This is a genomic window from Paraburkholderia azotifigens (assembly GCF_007995085.1).
In the GTDB taxonomy this organism is placed as follows: domain Bacteria; phylum Pseudomonadota; class Gammaproteobacteria; order Burkholderiales; family Burkholderiaceae; genus Paraburkholderia; species Paraburkholderia azotifigens.
On the sequence record NZ_VOQS01000001.1, the window covers coordinates 1,018,698 to 1,035,428 of the forward strand.

The window sequence follows — 16,731 nt, forward strand, 5'->3', positions numbered from 1 at the left end:
AAGTGCATACACCGCGTGCGGCGCGCCATGGAAAGGCATCTGGAAGGAGGCAGCAACATGCAGGTAGAACTGGCGCAACTCGCGCTGATCGACAGCGACGTCGCGCACAACACGCGCAAGGTCGTCGAGACCATCGAACGCGTCGACCTGGCAGGCGGCACGAAGCTGATCGTGTTTCCGGAGACCACGCTGTCGGGTTTTCCGACACGCGAGAACATCGCCGACGTCGCCCAGACGCTCGACGGTCCCGCGCTCTCTGCCGTGCGCGACGCCGCTCGCCAGAAAGGCTTCGCGGTTGCGGTGGGCCTCGCCGAACGCGACGGCTCGCAGTTCTACAACACGACCGTGCTCGTCGACGAACGCGGCGAGATTGCGCTGCGCTATCGCAAGACGCATCTGTGGGCATCGGATGTCGGCGTGTTCACGCCGGGAGACCGCTTCGAAACCTGCATGTGGAACGGCCTCACGGTCGGCCTGCTGATCTGCTACGACATCGAATTTCCCGAATCCGCCCGCGCCGTCGCCGCGCTCGACGCCGATCTGCTGATCGTCACGAACGGCAACATGGACCCGTTCGGTCCCGTGCATCGCCGCGCAATCCAGGCGCGTGCGATGGAGAACCAGATGTTCGCGCTGATGGTGAACCGTTGCGGCTCCGGCGACGACAACCTGACCTTTCCCGGCCTGTCCGCGCTTGTCGATCCGTTCGGCGAAACCGTACTCGAACTGGGCGGCGACGAAACGGTGACGAAAGCCGATATCGACCTGAAGCGTCTCGAAGCGAGCCGCGAACACTACAACTATCTGCACGATGCGCGCGTGCCGCTCGGTCTCGTGCCCGTCGAACAGTCGAACGGTCGTCGTGCGCTGATGATCGAAGCGCGCCGCCGGCGTAACGACTAAACGCATTCAGCACTTTGGTGCAGGAAGCAACGCGTGGAGCAGGCGCCTCACGCGCGCGGGCTCGCGTCCACTGCACTACCGTTCATGCCCGTCAGAAATGCCAGTCATAAGGCATCCAAACGACATTCATATCGGCCCTCGCAGGCTTAGGAGAAATCATGCAAGCGTCGTCTTCCCATGAACCGTCACACCTGAAGCGCACGCTCGGCTTGCCGTCCGTGCTGCTTTTCGGTCTCGCCTACATGGCGCCGCTGATCGTCTACGGCACCTACGGCGTGCTCGCCAAGGCCAGCGACGACACGGCCGCCCTCGCCTATCTGCTCGCGCTGGTCGCGATCGCGTTCACGGCGCTGAGCTACGGCAAGCTCGCGCGGCTCTTCCCCGTCGCCGGCTCGGCCTACACGTACACGCGCAAGACCTTCAACGCCCATCTCGGCTTCCTGATCGGCTGGGCGACGCTGCTCGACTATTTCTTCCTGCCGATGGTGATCTGGCTGATCGGCGCCGCATATCTGAACGCGGCGTTTCCGCACGTGCCGTCGTGGATCTGGATCGTCGCGTTCATTGTCCTGACGAGCGGTCTGAACATCGTCGGCATCGAACTCGCGGCGCGCTTCAACATCGTGCTGATGATCGTGCAGCTGGCGATCGTCGCGATGTTCGTCGCGCTGTGCTGGCACTACGCGTCGGCGGCGGCAGCGCCCGGCGGGATCGCGATGGCCGAGCCGTTCTTCAAGCCACACGTGCCGCTCGGCGCGACGATGGCGGGCGCCGCGATTGCCGCGTATTCGTACCTGGGCTTCGACGCCGTGTCGACGCTGACGGAAGAAACCATCGATCCGAAAAAGAACATGCCGCGTGCGATCCTTCTGATCGCGCTGATCGGCGGCGCGATTTTCGTGATCGCCGCGTACACGATGCAGCTCGCGCATCCCGGCGTGGAGTTCAAGGACACGGACTCGGCCGCGTTCGAAGTCGCGAAGATGATCGGCGGCGATATCTTCGTGACGGTGTTTCTCGCGGGCCTGATCCTCGCGCAGTTTGCGTCGGGCATCTCGGCGCAGGCGAGCGTCGGCCGGCTGCTCTATGCGATGGGACGCGACGAAATCCTGCCGAAGCGCATCTTCGGTTTCATCCACCCGCGCTTCAAAACGCCCGCGATCAACATTGCGATTGCGGGTATCGTCGGGCTGATCGCGCTGAAGCTCGATGTAGCCACGTCGACGTCGTTCATCAATTTCGGCGCGTTCCTCGCGTTCACGGCCGTCAACCTGTGCGTGATCCGCGTGTATCTGTCGGGCGATCACGGCGATCGCAGGATCGGCGTGACAGGCGGGCTCGTATTTCCGCTGATCGGTGCCGTGTCCGATATCTGGCTGCTTGCCAGCCTCGAGAAGACGGCACTCGTGCTCGGCGCGGTGTGGTTCGTGCTGGGTATCGTGTATCTGTGCTGGATCACGCGCCTGTTCCGCCAGGCCCCGCCCGAAGTGGCGATCTGATCGCGCTTCCGGATGCGCGCTTCGCCGTGGCGAAGCGCGTTCGTCACATCGGCTTTATCGCGCCCGCTCGGGAAACTCCGCTTCGAGCGCCTCGATCAACGTCGACAGCACGTCGACCCAGTTCCCGCGCCGCGACTGGTTGAAGATCCGCATGCCCGGATACCACGGGCTATCCGGGCGCTCGCGAAGCCAGCGCCAGCAGCCGGCATAGCGGTTCAACAGCCACACGCGCTTGCCCATCGCGGCCGCAAGATGCGCGACCGATGTATCGACGGCAATCACCAGATCGAGCGCTTCGACGAGTGCCGCCGTATCGGCGAAATCCGCGATCTCGCTCATCCAGTCGGTCACGTTCGGAGGATGCGGGATCGGGAGCGCTTTCGCTTCGTCGTCCGCTTTCTGCAGGCTGATCCACTGCGCACGCGGCCAGGCGAGCAGACGCCCGATCTGCGCGGGCGCGATGCTGCGCATCCGATCCATGTGCGCATTGATCTTGCCGCCCGCCCAGACGATGCCGATACGCGGCACGCCTTCCGGTGCGACTTCCGCCAACCGCGCGCGCCAGTAGGCGGCGCGTTGCGGCCCGGCGCGCAGATACCGATGCGGCGCCGTATCGAGATTCTGCAAGCCGATGCCGAGCGCCATCGGCAGCGAGAGCATCGGCGAATGGCAGTCCCAGTCGCTCCAGTCCGCCGGCAAGTCGTCGAAGAGCTGCAAGCGTGGATAGCGCTCGCCGAACGAATCATCGAACAGGCGCCGCAGCGGCTTCGGACAGTTGAAGCCGACGCTCCCGAAGTGATCGAGCGCGAGCGGAAAGAAGCGGCAGAACTGCAACGCGTCACCGAACCCCTGCTCGTACACGATGAAGAGCCGCGCATCCGGCCTGGTTGGCGGTTCGCCCAGCCATTGCGGCACGGGCAACCCGGCAGGCCGCGCGCCGCGTTCGCCGCGATTGTTGCCGAGCGCGGCCCATCGATATTCGAAATGCGGCCACGCTTCTTCGTACCGTCCCACGGCAAGCATCATGTGGCCGATGTTGCTGCGAGCTTCGAGATTCGCGGGATCGATGTCATACGCACGCCGATGATGAACGATGGCCGCCTCGACATCGCCGAGTGCATTGAGCACGAGGCCGAGATTATTGTGTGCGCCGGAATGGACGGGGTTTGCCGCGAGCACGTCGCGATAGACCTGTTCCGCCGCTTCCATGTCGTCGTTCAGTTGCAGCGCCACGCCGAGATTGAAGGCGAGAATCGACGTATCGATTGACAGGAACGGCTCGGTGCGCGCGAGTTCGAGTCCTCGCCGCGCGCTGTGTACGCCCTCGACGAATTCGCCCGCGCGGATCTGCACGACGCTCAGGCTGTTGTAGAAAACAGGATCGGGCCGCACGTGCAGCGCGCGTTCGATCCAGTACGCCGCGCCGCCCGGCTCTTTGGCTTCGAGCGCGACAAGGCCGCGCAGATGCAAGGCACCCGCATGCTCGGGCTGCGCCTGCAGAAGCGCATCGAGCTGCGCGCGCGCCGCGTCGTGCCCGCTCGAGAAAAAGGCTTGCAGGGCTGCCGTGAAAATCCCGTCGATGTCCGCTTGCTCTGTCATTTGAAGATGTCCGCCGCTGTCACCCAGCTAGTGCACCAAGCCGTCGGATACAACGGGGCCGGCGCACGGCAATGATCCCATCGCGTCGCCGACTGGCTGTGAAGTTGTGTCAAATGCGACCACCGAGCCCTGTCCGATTGAAAAATAGGACAAGTAAGGGACAGTCGCCGCGCGGACACCCATTCCTGCGTTGCCAGACTCGCGTGACGGCGTAGAATACTGTACATATATACAGTATCGCCACTCGCCATGGAACTGCTCAAGAAGCTCGAAATACTCGCCGATGCCGCCAAATACGACGCGTCGTGTGCCAGCGGCGGCGCGCCGCAGCGTAGTTCGCGCGGCACGGACGGGCTCGGCGCGAGCACGGGTTCGGGCATCTGCCACAGCTTCACGCCCGACGGGCGCTGTGTCTCGCTGCTCAAGATCCTGTTGACCAACTTCTGCCTGTACGACTGTCAATACTGCGTGAACCGGCGCACGAGCAACGTGCCGCGCGCACGTTTCACGCCCGAGGAAGTGGTCGGCCTCACGCTCGACTTCTATCGGCGCAACTACATCGACGGGTTGTTTCTCAGCTCCGGCGTGATCCAGTCTTCGAACTACACCATGGAGCAACTGGTGCGCGTCGCGCAGTCGCTGCGCGAAGATCATCAGTTTCGCGGCTACATCCATTTGAAGACAATTCCGGACGCCGACCCCGCACTGATCGCGCAAGCGGGACGGTACGCGGACCGGTTGAGCGTCAACATCGAACTGCCGACGGAAATCGGTCTGGAACGGCTCGCCCCCGAAAAAAGCGCGCGCACGATCCGCCTCGCGATGGGCTCGATCCGGCTCGCGTGCGACGAAGCCGAGAGCGACGCGAAAGCGCCGCGCTTCTCGCCCGCGGGACAAAGCACGCAGATGATCGTCGGCGCGGACGAAACCAGCGACAGCACGATCCTGCAAACGGCCGAAACACTGTACGGCTCGTACCGGCTCAAGCGCGTCTACTATTGCGCGTTCAGTCCGATTCCCGACAGCCCGGCGGCGCTGCCGGCCAAGGCGCCGCCGCTGCTGCGCGAACATCGTCTGTACCAGGCGGATTTTCTGCTGCGCAGCTATGGCTTTCGCGTCGACGAACTGTTCGCCGCACCCGGCAATCTCGCGCTCGATATCGATCCGAAGCTCGCGTGGGCGCTGAATCATCGCGACAGTTTTCCCGTCGATCTGAACCGCGCTCACGCGCGCATGATCGCGCGCGTGCCGGGCATCGGCATGCGCAACGCGAAGCGGCTGGTGGAATTGCGGCGTTCGCGACGCATCCGCTACCAGGATCTCGTGCAGCTGCGCTGTTCGATGGACAAGACAAAGCCCTTCGTCGTGACAGCCGACTATCGTCCGGCGCAGGGTGACGTATCGACGGAAAGGCTGCGCCACACGCTGACGCCGCCGCCCACGCAGCTGTCGCTGCTTTGATGGCGGGCGTTCGCGTATGCACATCGTCACGATCGAGGACACGTTCGCCGCGTGGCGCGAAGCGGCACTTCAGGCGCTGGCGCAGCGTGTTGCGCCTGAGACGATCGAGTGGCGCATCGCCGGCGAAGGCGACGATCATGCCGTTCGTCCCACGCTGTTCGATGGCGATGCCGTTACGCCGCCTGCATCGAAGGCGCGCGCCGAAGTGCGAATTTCCCGCGATCTCGCGGAACTGCTGAAAGACGCCGCGCTCTATCGCGACACAGCACGCTGGGCGTTTCTGTATCGCGTGCTGTGGCGCTGGCATGGCGGCGACCGCTCGGTCGCGTCGCCCGCGGATAGCGACGGCGCGCGCCTCTACAAGATGGCCAAGGCCGTGCGGCGCGCGAAACACGACATGATCGCGTACGTGCGCTTCCGGCTGCGCGACGCCGGCGACGCCGCGCCCGCCCCCGATCTGCCCGAGTACGTCGCGTGGTACGAGCCCGAACACGATGTGCTCGCGTGGTCGGCCGAGCATTTCGCGCGGCGCATGGGCCGCTCGACCTGGCTCATCTCGACGCCCGACGGCGCCGCCTGGTGGGACGGCACGGCGCTGCGTCTCGAACGCCGCACGGCGCGATCTAACGATCATCGCCATCACGCGGCCGACGAAGCCGAAGCGCTCTGGCTCGCCTACTATCGCAGCACGTTCAATCCCGCGCGCGTGAACGAGACCGCGCTCGAACAGCACATGCCCGTGCGCTTCTGGAAAGGCTTACCCGAAGGCCGCCTGATTCCGTCGATGATCAGCGAAGCGAAACGCGGCGCGCGACGGGTCGCGCAGGCTAGCGGCGTCGGCGTGCTCGGCGGCAAAAGCGTGCCCGTCGACGCGCAGAGCGCACAACCGGCGCGTCAACAACCGTCGACACTCGATGCGTGCCGGCGCTGCGAACTGTGGCGACACGCGACCCAGGCCGTCGACGGCATCGGTCCTGACGATGCGCGCATCGTGCTGATCGGCGAACAGCCCGGCGATCAGGAAGATCTCGCGGGCAAGCCGTTTGTCGGACCGGCGGGCCGGCTTCTCGATGTCGCGATCGAGCGCGCGGGCCTGTCGCGCGACAGTCTCTATCTGACCAACGCCGTCAAGCACTTCAAATGGATGCTGCGCGGCAAGCGGCGACTGCACAAGACGGCGGCACAGCAGGAAATCGACGCGTGCGCATACTGGCTCGAACGCGAGCTCGATCGAGTGAAACCGGCCGTCGTCGTGACGCTGGGCGCGACGGCGTTGAGCGCGCTCCTGCACGAGAAGATCAGCCTGAGCGATTGCATCGACCGGACACTCGACGTGGACGGCATGCAGGTGATCGCGACGTGGCACCCCTCGTATGCGCTGCGGCAGCAACATGACGATGCCCGCGAGCGCGTGCTGGCTGCGATCGCTGCTACGCTCACGCGGGCACGCGAACTGGCGGATGCGGTGCGGGAACGCCAGCGCGCGCCGCACTAGCGTTACGCCGGCGGATGCGGAAGCATGGACTCACGCCACGGACGAACGCCATGCGCACTGTTCTCGACACCCTGCGGCTACGCCTCGAACCCTTCGACGCAACGCATTTCGCCGGGCTTCTCGCGCTCAATGCCGATCCCGTCGTCATGCAACCTCGGCGACGGCTCACCCGCGACTGCGATGGAAGGCCGGGAGAGTATCGAAAGCGCGAAAGAACGCTGGGACCAGTTCGGCTTTTCGTGGTGGTCGATCATCAGAAAGGACAGCGGCGAGATCATCGGCGCGGGCTGCGTGCAGCATATCGAGAACGAGCCAGACAATCCCGTCGAAGTCGGCTGGCGCCTGAAGCGCGATCGTTGGGGCCACGGGTACGCAACGGAAGCCGCGCGCGCGATGATTGCGTTTGCCTTTGATGTGCTCGGTCTTGCGGCGATTCACGCGACGACGCATCCGTCGAATGAACGATCGATCAACGTGATAAAGCGCTGGGGATGCGAAGTCTTGGGTTGCGGCCTTACTATGGGAGGCTGGTGGCGGTGTATGTGGCGGAGAGGTAAGCGGTGGTTGCGAGTGGGGAATTGCTGTGAAAAAGGGCGCCGCAGCGCCCTTTCCTCTTATTCCCACTCGATCGTCGCAGGCGGCTTGCCCGAAATATCGTACACAACCCGATTGATCCCGCGCACCTCATTGATGATCCGGTTCGACACATGGCCGAGCAGATCGTGAGGCAGATGCGCCCAGTGCGCCGTCATGAAGTCGAGCGTCTGCACTGCGCGCAGCGCAACGACATATTCATACGTGCGGCCATCGCCCATCACGCCGACGCTCTTCACCGGCAGGAACACAGCAAACGCCTGGCTCGTCAGGTCGTACCACGACTTGCCCGTTTCCTTGTCGATGAACGTGCGAAGCGACTCGATAAAGATGGCATCCGCGCGACGCAGCAGATCGGCGTATTCGCGCTTCACTTCGCCGAGAATCCGCACGCCGAGACCCGGGCCCGGGAACGGATGGCGATACACCATCGAAGGCGGCAGGCCCAGCTTCACGCCCAGCTCGCGCACTTCGTCCTTGAAGAGTTCGCGCAGCGGCTCGAGCAGCTTCAGGTTCAGCGTCTCCGGCAGACCGCCGACGTTGTGGTGGCTCTTGATCGTGTGCGCAGCCTTCTTGCCCTTGCCTGCCGACTCGATCACGTCCGGGTAGATCGTGCCCTGCGCGAGCCACTTCGCGTCCGTCAGCTTGCCCGCTTCCGTCTGGAACACTTCGACGAATTCCGCGCCGATGATCTTGCGCTTTGCTTCGGGATCGGTCACGCCCTTGAGCTTCGACATGAACGCTTCACTTGCGTCGACGTGGATCACCTTCACGCCAAGGTTGTCGGCGAACATCGACATGACCTGCTCGGCTTCGTTCAGACGCAGCAGGCCGTGATCGACGAACACGCAGGTCAGCTGGTCGCCGATCGCGCGATGCAGCAGCGCCGCCGCCACCGACGAATCCACACCGCCCGACAGGCCGAGAATCACATGCTCGTCGCCGACCTGCTTGCGGATGTTTTCGACGGCTTCGTCGATGTAGTTGCCCATTTCCCAATCGGGTTTCGCGCCGCAGATCTTCAGCACGAAGCGTTCGAGCATCGCGCGGCCCTGCACCGTGTGCGTGACTTCCGGGTGCCATTGCAGGCCGTAGAAGTGGCGCGCCTCGTCGGCCATCGCAGCGACCGGGCACGATTCCGTCGATGCCATCAGCTGGAAACCCGGCGGCATCTCCAGCACCTTGTCGCCGTGGCTCATCCACACTTTCAGCATGCCGTGGCCTTCGGGCGTCGCGAAGTCCTGAATGTCGTCGAGGAAGCTCGTGTGATTGCGTGCGCGCACTTCCGCGTAACCAAATTCGCGCAGGTGGCCGCTGTCGACCTTGCCGCCGAGTTGCTCGGCCATCGTCTGCATGCCGTAGCAGATGCCGAGCACGGGCACGCCCGCTTCGAACACCGCTTGCGGCGCGCGCGGCGTGTCATTCTCGGTCACCGAGTTCGGGCCGCCCGACAGGATGATGCCCGTCGGCTTGAATTCGCGGATGAACTCGTCGCTCACGTCGTGCGGATGGATTTCCGACAGCACGTGCGCTTCGCGGATGCGGCGTGCGATCAGTTGGGTGACTTGCGAACCGAAGTCGAGGATCAGGATCTTGTCATGCATGGCAGCGGACGGAATCTAAAAAGAACGGATAGGGGAAGCCGTGCATGTCGCTTCGCGACAGGACGGCGTTGTATTCAAAACGGACCGGCTCGTGCTGAATCGACGGTCTACAGGACGCGTCGCAGCGTGCCGCGATCGACAGAACGCTCGATGAAAGACCTGCGGGCAGACGGATTCCAGTTGTCTCGGCAGTAGGCGTGAAGGCGCGCGGGTCAGCCATGAAACGGCGGCCGGGGCGTGCCGGACGGCGAGCCCGATTTCGCTTCGGCGGCGCGGGCGTCGGCTTCGCTACGCTCGGCCGCGGCACGTTCGCGCGCGGCGGCGTCCTGGTGGGCGTCTGCCCGGCGCTCATGCGCCAGCGCGTCTTCGCGTGCGGCAGCCGCCGCCTCGGGCATCATGGCGCGGGGCGCCGCTGCCGTCAGCCCCGGCTCGACGGGATGCCCCGTAGCAGGACTCACGGGCGTCGATCCGCTCACCGCCGGCGTGACGCCAAGCGAGGGCTCGACATGCGACCCCGCTGCCGGAAACGCGACACCGGGACGTGCGGCGTTACGCTCACGCTCGGCCTTGCGTGCCTCGTTCTCTGCATCGCGCGCCGCGACGCGGTCGGCACGTTCGGCAGCAGCCGAACCCGTCAGCCGTTCGCGCCGCTTCACGGCGCTCGCGAGCCGCACACCGCCCAGACCGATGACGAGCAGCACCACACCCGTCAGCACCGCCACCAACTGACCGAACGGCGTCAACTGCGGCGTATGCAATCCCACCAGCCAGACCAGCATCAGCACGCCCGTCAGCCAGTTCACATGGCCGACGACCTTGGCCGTCGTCGCCGTCATCGCGCCGTCGATCGACGCATGCAGCGCCAGCCAGGCAAGACCGATCAGCGCGATACCCGCACCCTGCCCGACCAGCGCAGGATCCGTCTGCACGAGCTGCAGCGCGTCGTACAGCGATTTCCACGGCGTGAGCAGGAACAGCAGCCCGAACGCCAGCAACAACAAGGCATCGATGATCAGTACGGCACGCAGCAGCGGCTTCATCGGCGATTAGTCCACGTGGTAGTTGGGCGCTTCCTTCGTGATCTGCACATCGTGCACATGCGATTCGCGCATGCCCGCCGCCGTAATTTCGACGAATGCGGCCTTGTCGTGCATTTCGTCGATCGTGCGGCAGCCGCAGTAGCCCATCGACGCGCGCACGCCGCCGATCAGCTGGAACAGGATCGCGCCGACCGAGCCCTTGTACGCGACACGGCCTTCGATGCCTTCCGGCACGAGCTTGTCGATGTTCGCGGAGTTGTCCTGGAAGTAGCGGTCAGCCGCGCCGTCCTTCATCGCGCCGACGGAACCCATGCCGCGGTACGACTTGTACTGGCGGCCCTGATACAGGAACACGTCGCCCGGCGCTTCTTCCGTGCCGGCGAACATGCTGCCCATCATCACGGCGTTCGCACCGGCTGCCAGCGCCTTGCTGACGTCGCCCGAGAAGCGCACGCCGCCGTCCGCGATCACGGGAACGCCGGTGCCCTTGAGCGCATCCGACACGTTCGCGATTGCCGAGATTTGCGGCACGCCCACGCCCGCGACGATACGCGTCGTGCAGATCGAGCCCGGGCCGATACCGACCTTCACGCCGTCCGCGCCGTACTCGACGAGCGCCTTGGCCGCGTCAGCCGTCGCGATGTTGCCGCCGATCACCTCGACGTGCGGGAAGTTCTTCTTGACCCACTGGACGCGCTCCAGCACGCCCTTGCTGTGTCCGTGCGCCGTATCGACGACGATCACGTCGACGCCCGCCTGCACCAGCAGCGACACGCGCTCTTCGTTGTCCACGCCGACGCCGACGGCCGCACCTGCGCGCAGCTTGCCATGCTCGTCCTTACAGGCGTCCGGGTGTTCCGTCTGCTTCGTGATGTCCTTCACCGTCATCAGGCCGCGCAGTTCGAATGCGTCGTTGACGACCAGCACGCGCTCGAGACGGTGGCTGTGCATCAGCGCCTTCGCTTCGGCGAGCGGCGTGCCTTCCTTGACGGTGACGAGGCGCTCGCGCGGCGTCATGATCGTACGGACGGGCTCGTCCAGACGCGTTTCGAAGCGCAGGTCGCGGTTCGTCACGATACCGATCAGCTGCGCACCTTCGACGACCGGGAAACCCGAAATGCCATGCTGGCGCGACAGGGCGATCACGTCGCGCACTTTCATTTGCGGCGGGATCGTGATCGGATCGCGCACGACGCCCGATTCAAAACGCTTGACCTTCGCGACTTCGCGAGCCTGTTCGGCCGGCGTCAGATTCTTGTGGATGATGCCGACGCCGCCCATCTGCGCCATGGCGATGGCGAGGCGCGCTTCCGTGACGGTGTCCATGGCGGCGGACACGAGCGGCATGTTGAGGGAAATGTTGCGGGTCAGCCGGGTCTTGAGGCTGGTGTCACGCGGCAGAACGTCGGAGAAGGCCGGGACAAGGAGCACGTCATCGAACGTGAGTGCTTTTTGGATCAGACGCATGGCAAATCCTATAGGCGCAAAAGCGAATTATACGCGATACCTCCCGGTTTTCACTGCGCGAACAGTCAGTTAGCGAAATTCTTCAATGTTTTTTCGCGTCGAACGAGCGTCCGATTTCGCTTCCGCGTTCGCCTCAGGTTCGAACGGGTTTCGTTTGCCCATTCGAACACGCGGGCGTCCAGGGAACGCTTCCCAACATAGGCGACGCGAGCTGAAGTGCAGAATCGAACAAGACGCGCACGCGCCCAGCCAGCTATGCTTCGCGCACTTTCAGTTTTCGATCGGGGCAAGGCAATGCAGCGCGGCGTGGTGTACGGGATGTTGGCGGGAGCGTTATGGGGCATGGTATTTCTGGTGCCGCGCCTGTTGCCCGATTTTTCGCCTGTGCTGCTGAGCGCCGGCCGCTATGTGATGTATGGCGTCGTGTCGCTCGTCGCCGCGCTGCCGTCGGCGCGCTCGCTGCTGCGCAGGCTTACCCGCGAAGACCTGCACGCCCTCGTCAAGCTGGCGCTCGCAGGCAACCTGCTCTATTACCTGCTGCTGACGGGCGCCGTGCATCTGGTCGGCATCGCACCGTCGTCGCTGATCGTCGGCGTGCTGCCCGTCACGGTGACGCTGCTCGGGCGGCGCGACCACGGCGCCGTGCCGCTCGCGCGGCTCGTGTGGCCGCTCACGCTCGTGGTTGCGGGTATCGCGTGCATCAACGTCGACGTGTTCGGCACGGCGGGCGAAGCGTCCGGCACGATTACGACGAAGTTGACGGGACTTGCCTGTGCGGTCGGCGCACTCGCCTGCTGGACGTGGTTTGCCGTCGAAAATGCCCGCTATCTGCAGCGTCATACGCATTTCAGCGGCAATGAATGGTCGGTGCTGTGGGGCGTCGTAACGGGGTTGCTCGGTGCGCTGCTGTGGCTCGTGGTCGCAGTGCTGCCGTCGTCGGCCGTCGATACGTCGCATGTGGACACCCGCTGGCATCTGTTCTGGATGCTGAACCTGGGGCTCGCGATCGGCGCGTCGTGGCTCGGCAACGGCTTGTGGAACGCGGCGTCCAAGCGTCTGCCGCTGACGCTGTCGGGCCAGCTGATCGTCTTCGAGACGCTGTTCGCGCTGCTCTACGCATTCATCTACGACCACCGCATGCCCCGCCCGCTGGAACTGGCGGCCATCGCGCTGCTGGTGGCGGGCGTCAGCTGGTCGGTGCGCCAGCACGCCGGCGACGATTCCGACCGCTCGACCCTCGAAGAAAAGGCGCAGGCGGCCGTGCACTGAACCTTCGCTGCGGCAATTCATGCGGCAAAAAGAAACGGTGCACCGCCTGATGCGGTGCGCCGCTTGTCGTTTGCCCGTTGATTGTCGTTGCGCTCCCGCGTGATTCAGCGCGAATCCTTGGGCAGCCATTTGCGCCCTTCGACCGATCCTTCCTGACGCGATTTCTCCACGCGCCGCTGCCGCGCGAGTTTCGGATCGACGATCAGCGGCCGGTAGATCTCGACGCGATCGTGGTTCGCCAGCACGGTGTCGAGCGGCTTGAGCTTGCCGAACACGCCAGTCTTCTGCTTCGTCAGATCAATCTCGGGGTGCCGCCTGAGGATGCCGCTCGCGTCGATTGCCTGACGCAGCGTCGCGCCTTGCGGCAACCGGAGTTCGATCAGCGTCTGTTCGCGCGGCAGCGCGTAGCAGACCTCGATGGTCAGATCGGCGCTCATGCCTTGCCGTAGCGCTGATCGGCGCGCTTCACGAATGATTCGACAAAAGTGTTCGCGATATGGCTGAACACCGGCCCGATGATTTTCTCCAGCAGGATGTTCGAGAATTCGTAGTGCAGCGCGAACTCGATCTTGCACGCGTCCGCCCGCAGCGGCGTGAAGCGCCAGTAGCCGGTGAACTTCTTGAACGGACCGTCGGCGAAGTTCATGTCGATGCGCGTCGGCCGCTCCTGCGTGTTGTGCGTCGCGAAGTGCTGCTTGATGCCCTTGAAGTTGATGTCGATCTTCGCCTCCATCAGGTTCTCTTCCTGCCGGCGGATCTCGACGCCGCCGCACCACGGAAGAAAATTGGGGTAATCGGCGACATCGGTGACGAGGTCGAACATCTGCTCCGCCGAATGGCGTATCAACACGGTTTTCTGGACATCTGCCATAAATTGAACGGCGCGTGGCAACAGTGATTGGGGAAATAGCGAACGCGTGACAACTGAATGACACCGCGGCGGGTTTTCGGCGGCCCGCTTTGCTAAAATCGTGATTTTAAACGAGTTGGCCAGTTTCCATTCATGAGCATCATCGACAACAGAAAAGCGTTCTTCGATTATTCGGTCGAGGAGCGTTACGAGGCCGGGCTCGTGCTGGAGGGCTGGGAAGTCAAGGCGCTGCGCGCCGGCCGTGGGCAGATCAAGGAAGGCTACGTCGTGATCAGGAACGCCGAGCTGTTTTTGATCGGCACGCATATCAGTCCGCTGCCTGAGGCATCGAAATTCGCCAATCTGGATCCCGTGCGCACGCGCAAGCTGCTGTTGCACGCGGAGGAGATCAGCAAGCTGATCGGTAAGGTCGAGCAGCGTGGCTATACGCTTGTGCCGCTGAATTTCCATTACAAGAACGGGCGCGTGAAGTGCGAGATCGGGCTTGCCAAGGGTAAGAAGCTGCACGACAAGCGTGAAACCGAGAAGAAGCGGGATTGGGAGCGGGAGAAGGCCCGGCTGATGAGGACGCCGACGTAAGGTTTTTTGTCTGCGACGCAGTCGCCATTCTGGATTTTTTCTGTCTGCGACGCAGTCGCTGTTTTTGGTTTTTGCTTTCGATGGCATCCGCGCTTTCGTATCGGTGCTGCAAGCGTTGCCCCTGTGCGGGGCGGCACTTACTTTCTTTGCCGCCGCAAAGAAAGTAAGCAAAGAAAGCGGGCTAACACCGCGAACGCTAGTCGTTGCCTGCGGGCCCCCACGGGTCCCGCACTCCAGGCGGCATCAAGCTACTCAATGCCCGTTGCCAGCGCTCCTGGATTCGCATCCCCCACTTCACACTCCCGCGTCACGGACTGCGTTACCAGGAAGTCCCCGGCCGCCCAGGTGGCAAACGGTGTGTAGGCCGGCGCGATGGAAGTGCGCCACTCCGGACTGAAAAGCAGGATCGGTGTCGTAGGAGCGCCAACGCGTAAGGTGCGACAAGCGACACACAGTTTGCCGCCTGGGCGGCGCAGACGGTACGCTGCCGCTGGCTCCACTACGGGTGACTGGAGAGGGTGATGCGCCTGTTAGAGGCGCTGGCAACGGGCGTAGGACAGTGCGTTGCCGTGTGGAGTGCGGGACCCGTCGGGGGCCCGCAGGCAGGAAGAAGACCTGGCGGTGTGAGCGGCTTTCTTTTGCCTACTTTTCTTTGCCGCGGCAAAGAAAAGTAGGTGCCGCCCCGCACAGGGGCAACGCATGAAGCACCGATATGAAAACGCGGATGCCAGCAAAAGCCCACGAACAAACAAAGGCGCCGCCAGCAAAAAAACACTCAGCCAACAGTCTTGCCACCAGACTTAACAATAGCCAGCGCAGCAGAGATCATCGAACTGATATCAGCCATATTCCCAGGAACGATCAGCGTATTCCCCTGCTTCGCCAGATTCGCGAACGCACCGACATACTGCTCGGCGACTTTAAGATTCACAGCCTCCATCCCGCCCGTAGACTGAATCGCGGCAGCGATCTTCTGAATCGCCTGAGAATTCGCCTCCGCCACCGCGAGAATCGCAGCCGCCTGCCCTTGCGCCTGGTTGATCGCCGCCTGGCGCTCGCCCTCCGACTTCTGGATCGCCGCTTCGCGCCCGCCCGACGCGATATTGATCTGCTCCTGCTTGCGCCCTTCCGAGGCCGCGATCAGCGCGCGCTTCTCGCGCTCGGCCGTGATCTGCGCCTGCATCGCGTGAAGAATCTCCTTCGGCGGCGTCAGATCCTTGATCTCGTAGCGCAATACTTTCACACCCCAGTTCGACGCCGCTTCGTCGAGCGCCGAGACGATCGAATGATTGATGAAGTCGCGCTCCTCGAATGTCTTGTCGAGTTCCAGCTTGCCGATCACCGAACGCAGCGTCGTCTGCGACAACTGCGTGATCGCAAACACGAAATTGCTCGACCCATAGGACGCTTTCATCGGATCGGTGACCTGAAAGTACAGCACGCCGTCCACCTGCAATTGCGTGTTGTCGCGCGTGATGCAGACCTGGCTCGGCACGTCGAGCGGAATCTCCTTGAGTACGTGCTTGTACGCGATCCGGTCGATAAACGGCAGTACGAAATTCAGACCCGGCGTGAGCGTCGCGTGATAGCGCCCGAGCCGCTCCATCACCCATGCATGCTGCTGCGGCACGATCTTGATCGTCTGCGCAGCCACCACGATCACGACGATCAGCAATACGAGTCCCACGATGCTCGACGATTCCATTCCTGCACCCCCAATCTGCTTTTGAATTGTTGTGCGCATTCGGATGCGCTCGTTTCGCGTCCTGGCGACGCGTGAATCCGTTCGAACGACCTAGGCTCGCGCCGCCGTATGCCGGCTGGCGACGACGACGAGACAATTGCCACGCAATGCGGTGATTTCGTAGAGATGCGCGTCCTCGGGTTCGCCGGGCGCCAGCTCGACGTCCCACGACGCGCCACGATAGTTCGCGCGCGCATGCCCGTCGTGCCATGCAGAGACGGTCAGCGTCGAGCCGATATCGAGGTTCACGTCGGGATTGTGTGCGGCCTCGGCGCGTTTTCGGGTCTTGCGCCCGAAGCGGGACTTGCGCAGCAGAAGCATCGCCGCGAGCGCGACGGCGGCCGCAATGCCGAGTTGCAGCGAGAGATCGAAGCCAGCCAGATTCGCGAGCGCCGCCGCGATGAAGCCGAGCGCCACCATCAGCAGATAGAACGTGCCGTGCATCAGTTCGAGCACGACCAGCACGCCTGCGCCGATCCACCAGAACAGTCCACTTTGCAACACTTGCGCCTCCACAAAGCAAAACACCCCGGAGCTACCGGGGTGTTTATAGCATGAAGCGCCAGCGTTTTATCGTTCGATGAGGCACGTTTTACGTACCTCTAC

Annotated in this window: 16 protein-coding genes; 7 read left to right on the plus strand and 9 right to left on the minus strand. The window is 63.6% G+C overall.

Features of this window, described 5'->3' with window-relative positions:
- Positions 1-57: 57 nt before the first annotated feature.
- Complete coding sequence (locus tag FRZ40_RS04510; RefSeq protein ID WP_028370452.1) at positions 58-903, plus strand: carbon-nitrogen hydrolase family protein; 846 nt, start codon at positions 58-60, stop codon at positions 901-903.
- A gap of 158 nt (positions 904-1,061) precedes the next feature.
- A complete protein-coding gene (locus FRZ40_RS04515) occupies positions 1,062-2,402 on the plus strand; it encodes an APC family permease (protein WP_028370453.1) in 1,341 nt (446 codons plus the stop codon).
- Positions 2,403-2,456: 54 nt separating this feature from the next.
- Here the strand turns inward: FRZ40_RS04515 and FRZ40_RS04520 are convergent, their stop codons facing one another.
- The gene (locus FRZ40_RS04520) at positions 2,457-4,001 is read right to left on the minus strand and encodes a tetratricopeptide repeat protein (RefSeq protein ID WP_147233493.1); all 1,545 of its coding nucleotides are present in this window, start codon (positions 3,999-4,001) and stop codon (positions 2,457-2,459) included.
- A gap of 249 nt (positions 4,002-4,250) precedes the next feature.
- Between FRZ40_RS04520 and FRZ40_RS04525 the strand changes: the two genes are divergently transcribed.
- Both FRZ40_RS04525 and FRZ40_RS04530 read left to right on the plus strand, forming a co-directional pair.
- Positions 4,251-5,462 (plus strand): putative DNA modification/repair radical SAM protein, encoded by a 1,212-nt coding sequence (locus tag FRZ40_RS04525; protein ID WP_147233494.1) that lies wholly within the window; start codon positions 4,251-4,253, stop codon positions 5,460-5,462.
- Between the two features lie 16 nt (positions 5,463-5,478).
- A complete protein-coding gene (locus FRZ40_RS04530; RefSeq protein ID WP_147233495.1) occupies positions 5,479-6,957 on the plus strand; it encodes a UdgX family uracil-DNA binding protein in 1,479 nt (492 codons plus the stop codon).
- Positions 6,958-7,034: 77 nt separating this feature from the next.
- On the opposite strand, the gene FRZ40_RS44920 is transcribed toward FRZ40_RS04530, so the two are convergent.
- The gene (locus FRZ40_RS44920; protein WP_240057203.1) at positions 7,035-7,235 is read right to left on the minus strand and encodes a hypothetical protein; all 201 of its coding nucleotides are present in this window, start codon (positions 7,233-7,235) and stop codon (positions 7,035-7,037) included.
- On the opposite strand from FRZ40_RS44920, the gene FRZ40_RS04535 reads away from it, so the two are divergent.
- The gene (locus FRZ40_RS04535) at positions 7,138-7,683 is read left to right on the plus strand and encodes a GNAT family N-acetyltransferase (protein WP_240057185.1); all 546 of its coding nucleotides are present in this window, start codon (positions 7,138-7,140) and stop codon (positions 7,681-7,683) included. The two genes, FRZ40_RS44920 and FRZ40_RS04535, sit on opposite strands and share 98 nt — an antisense overlap.
- Here the strand turns inward: FRZ40_RS04535 and guaA are convergent.
- From guaA to guaB, 3 genes are all read right to left on the minus strand, one after another.
- The gene (gene guaA / locus FRZ40_RS04540; protein WP_147233496.1) at positions 7,572-9,155 is read right to left on the minus strand and encodes a glutamine-hydrolyzing GMP synthase; all 1,584 of its coding nucleotides are present in this window, start codon (positions 9,153-9,155) and stop codon (positions 7,572-7,574) included. The genes FRZ40_RS04535 and guaA overlap by 112 nt on opposite strands.
- 212 nt (positions 9,156-9,367) lie before the next feature.
- Positions 9,368-10,195, minus strand: coding sequence for a hypothetical protein (locus FRZ40_RS04545; protein WP_147233497.1), 828 nt, complete (start codon positions 10,193-10,195; stop codon positions 9,368-9,370).
- A 6-nt stretch (positions 10,196-10,201) separates the two neighbouring features.
- Complete coding sequence (gene guaB, locus FRZ40_RS04550) at positions 10,202-11,662, minus strand: IMP dehydrogenase (RefSeq protein WP_147233498.1); 1,461 nt, start codon at positions 11,660-11,662, stop codon at positions 10,202-10,204.
- A 294-nt stretch (positions 11,663-11,956) separates the two neighbouring features.
- Here guaB and FRZ40_RS04555 point away from each other — a divergent pair, with 294 nt between their 5' ends.
- Positions 11,957-12,931, plus strand: coding sequence for a DMT family transporter (locus FRZ40_RS04555; protein WP_147233499.1), 975 nt, complete (start codon positions 11,957-11,959; stop codon positions 12,929-12,931).
- 104 nt (positions 12,932-13,035) lie between these two features.
- Here the strand turns inward: FRZ40_RS04555 and FRZ40_RS04560 are convergent, their stop codons facing one another.
- Complete coding sequence (locus FRZ40_RS04560; RefSeq protein ID WP_028370461.1) at positions 13,036-13,368, minus strand: RnfH family protein; 333 nt, start codon at positions 13,366-13,368, stop codon at positions 13,036-13,038.
- Positions 13,365-13,802, minus strand: a complete 438-nt coding sequence (locus FRZ40_RS04565; protein ID WP_028370462.1) for a type II toxin-antitoxin system RatA family toxin — start codon at positions 13,800-13,802, stop codon at positions 13,365-13,367. The genes FRZ40_RS04560 and FRZ40_RS04565 overlap by 4 nt, the downstream gene beginning before the upstream one ends.
- Positions 13,803-13,934: 132 nt before the next feature.
- On the opposite strand from FRZ40_RS04565, the gene smpB reads away from it, so the two are divergent.
- Positions 13,935-14,381: an SsrA-binding protein SmpB gene (gene smpB / locus FRZ40_RS04570; RefSeq protein ID WP_028370463.1), complete on the plus strand. Its 447-nt coding sequence runs from the start codon at positions 13,935-13,937 to the stop codon at positions 14,379-14,381.
- Positions 14,382-15,156: 775 nt separating this feature from the next.
- Here the strand turns inward: smpB and FRZ40_RS04575 are convergent.
- Complete coding sequence (locus tag FRZ40_RS04575; protein WP_147234768.1) at positions 15,157-16,086, minus strand: SPFH domain-containing protein; 930 nt, start codon at positions 16,084-16,086, stop codon at positions 15,157-15,159.
- 90 nt (positions 16,087-16,176) lie between these two features.
- Positions 16,177-16,629, minus strand: a complete 453-nt coding sequence (locus tag FRZ40_RS04580; RefSeq protein WP_028368431.1) for an NfeD family protein — start codon at positions 16,627-16,629, stop codon at positions 16,177-16,179.
- Between the last annotated feature and the right edge of the window lie 102 nt (positions 16,630-16,731).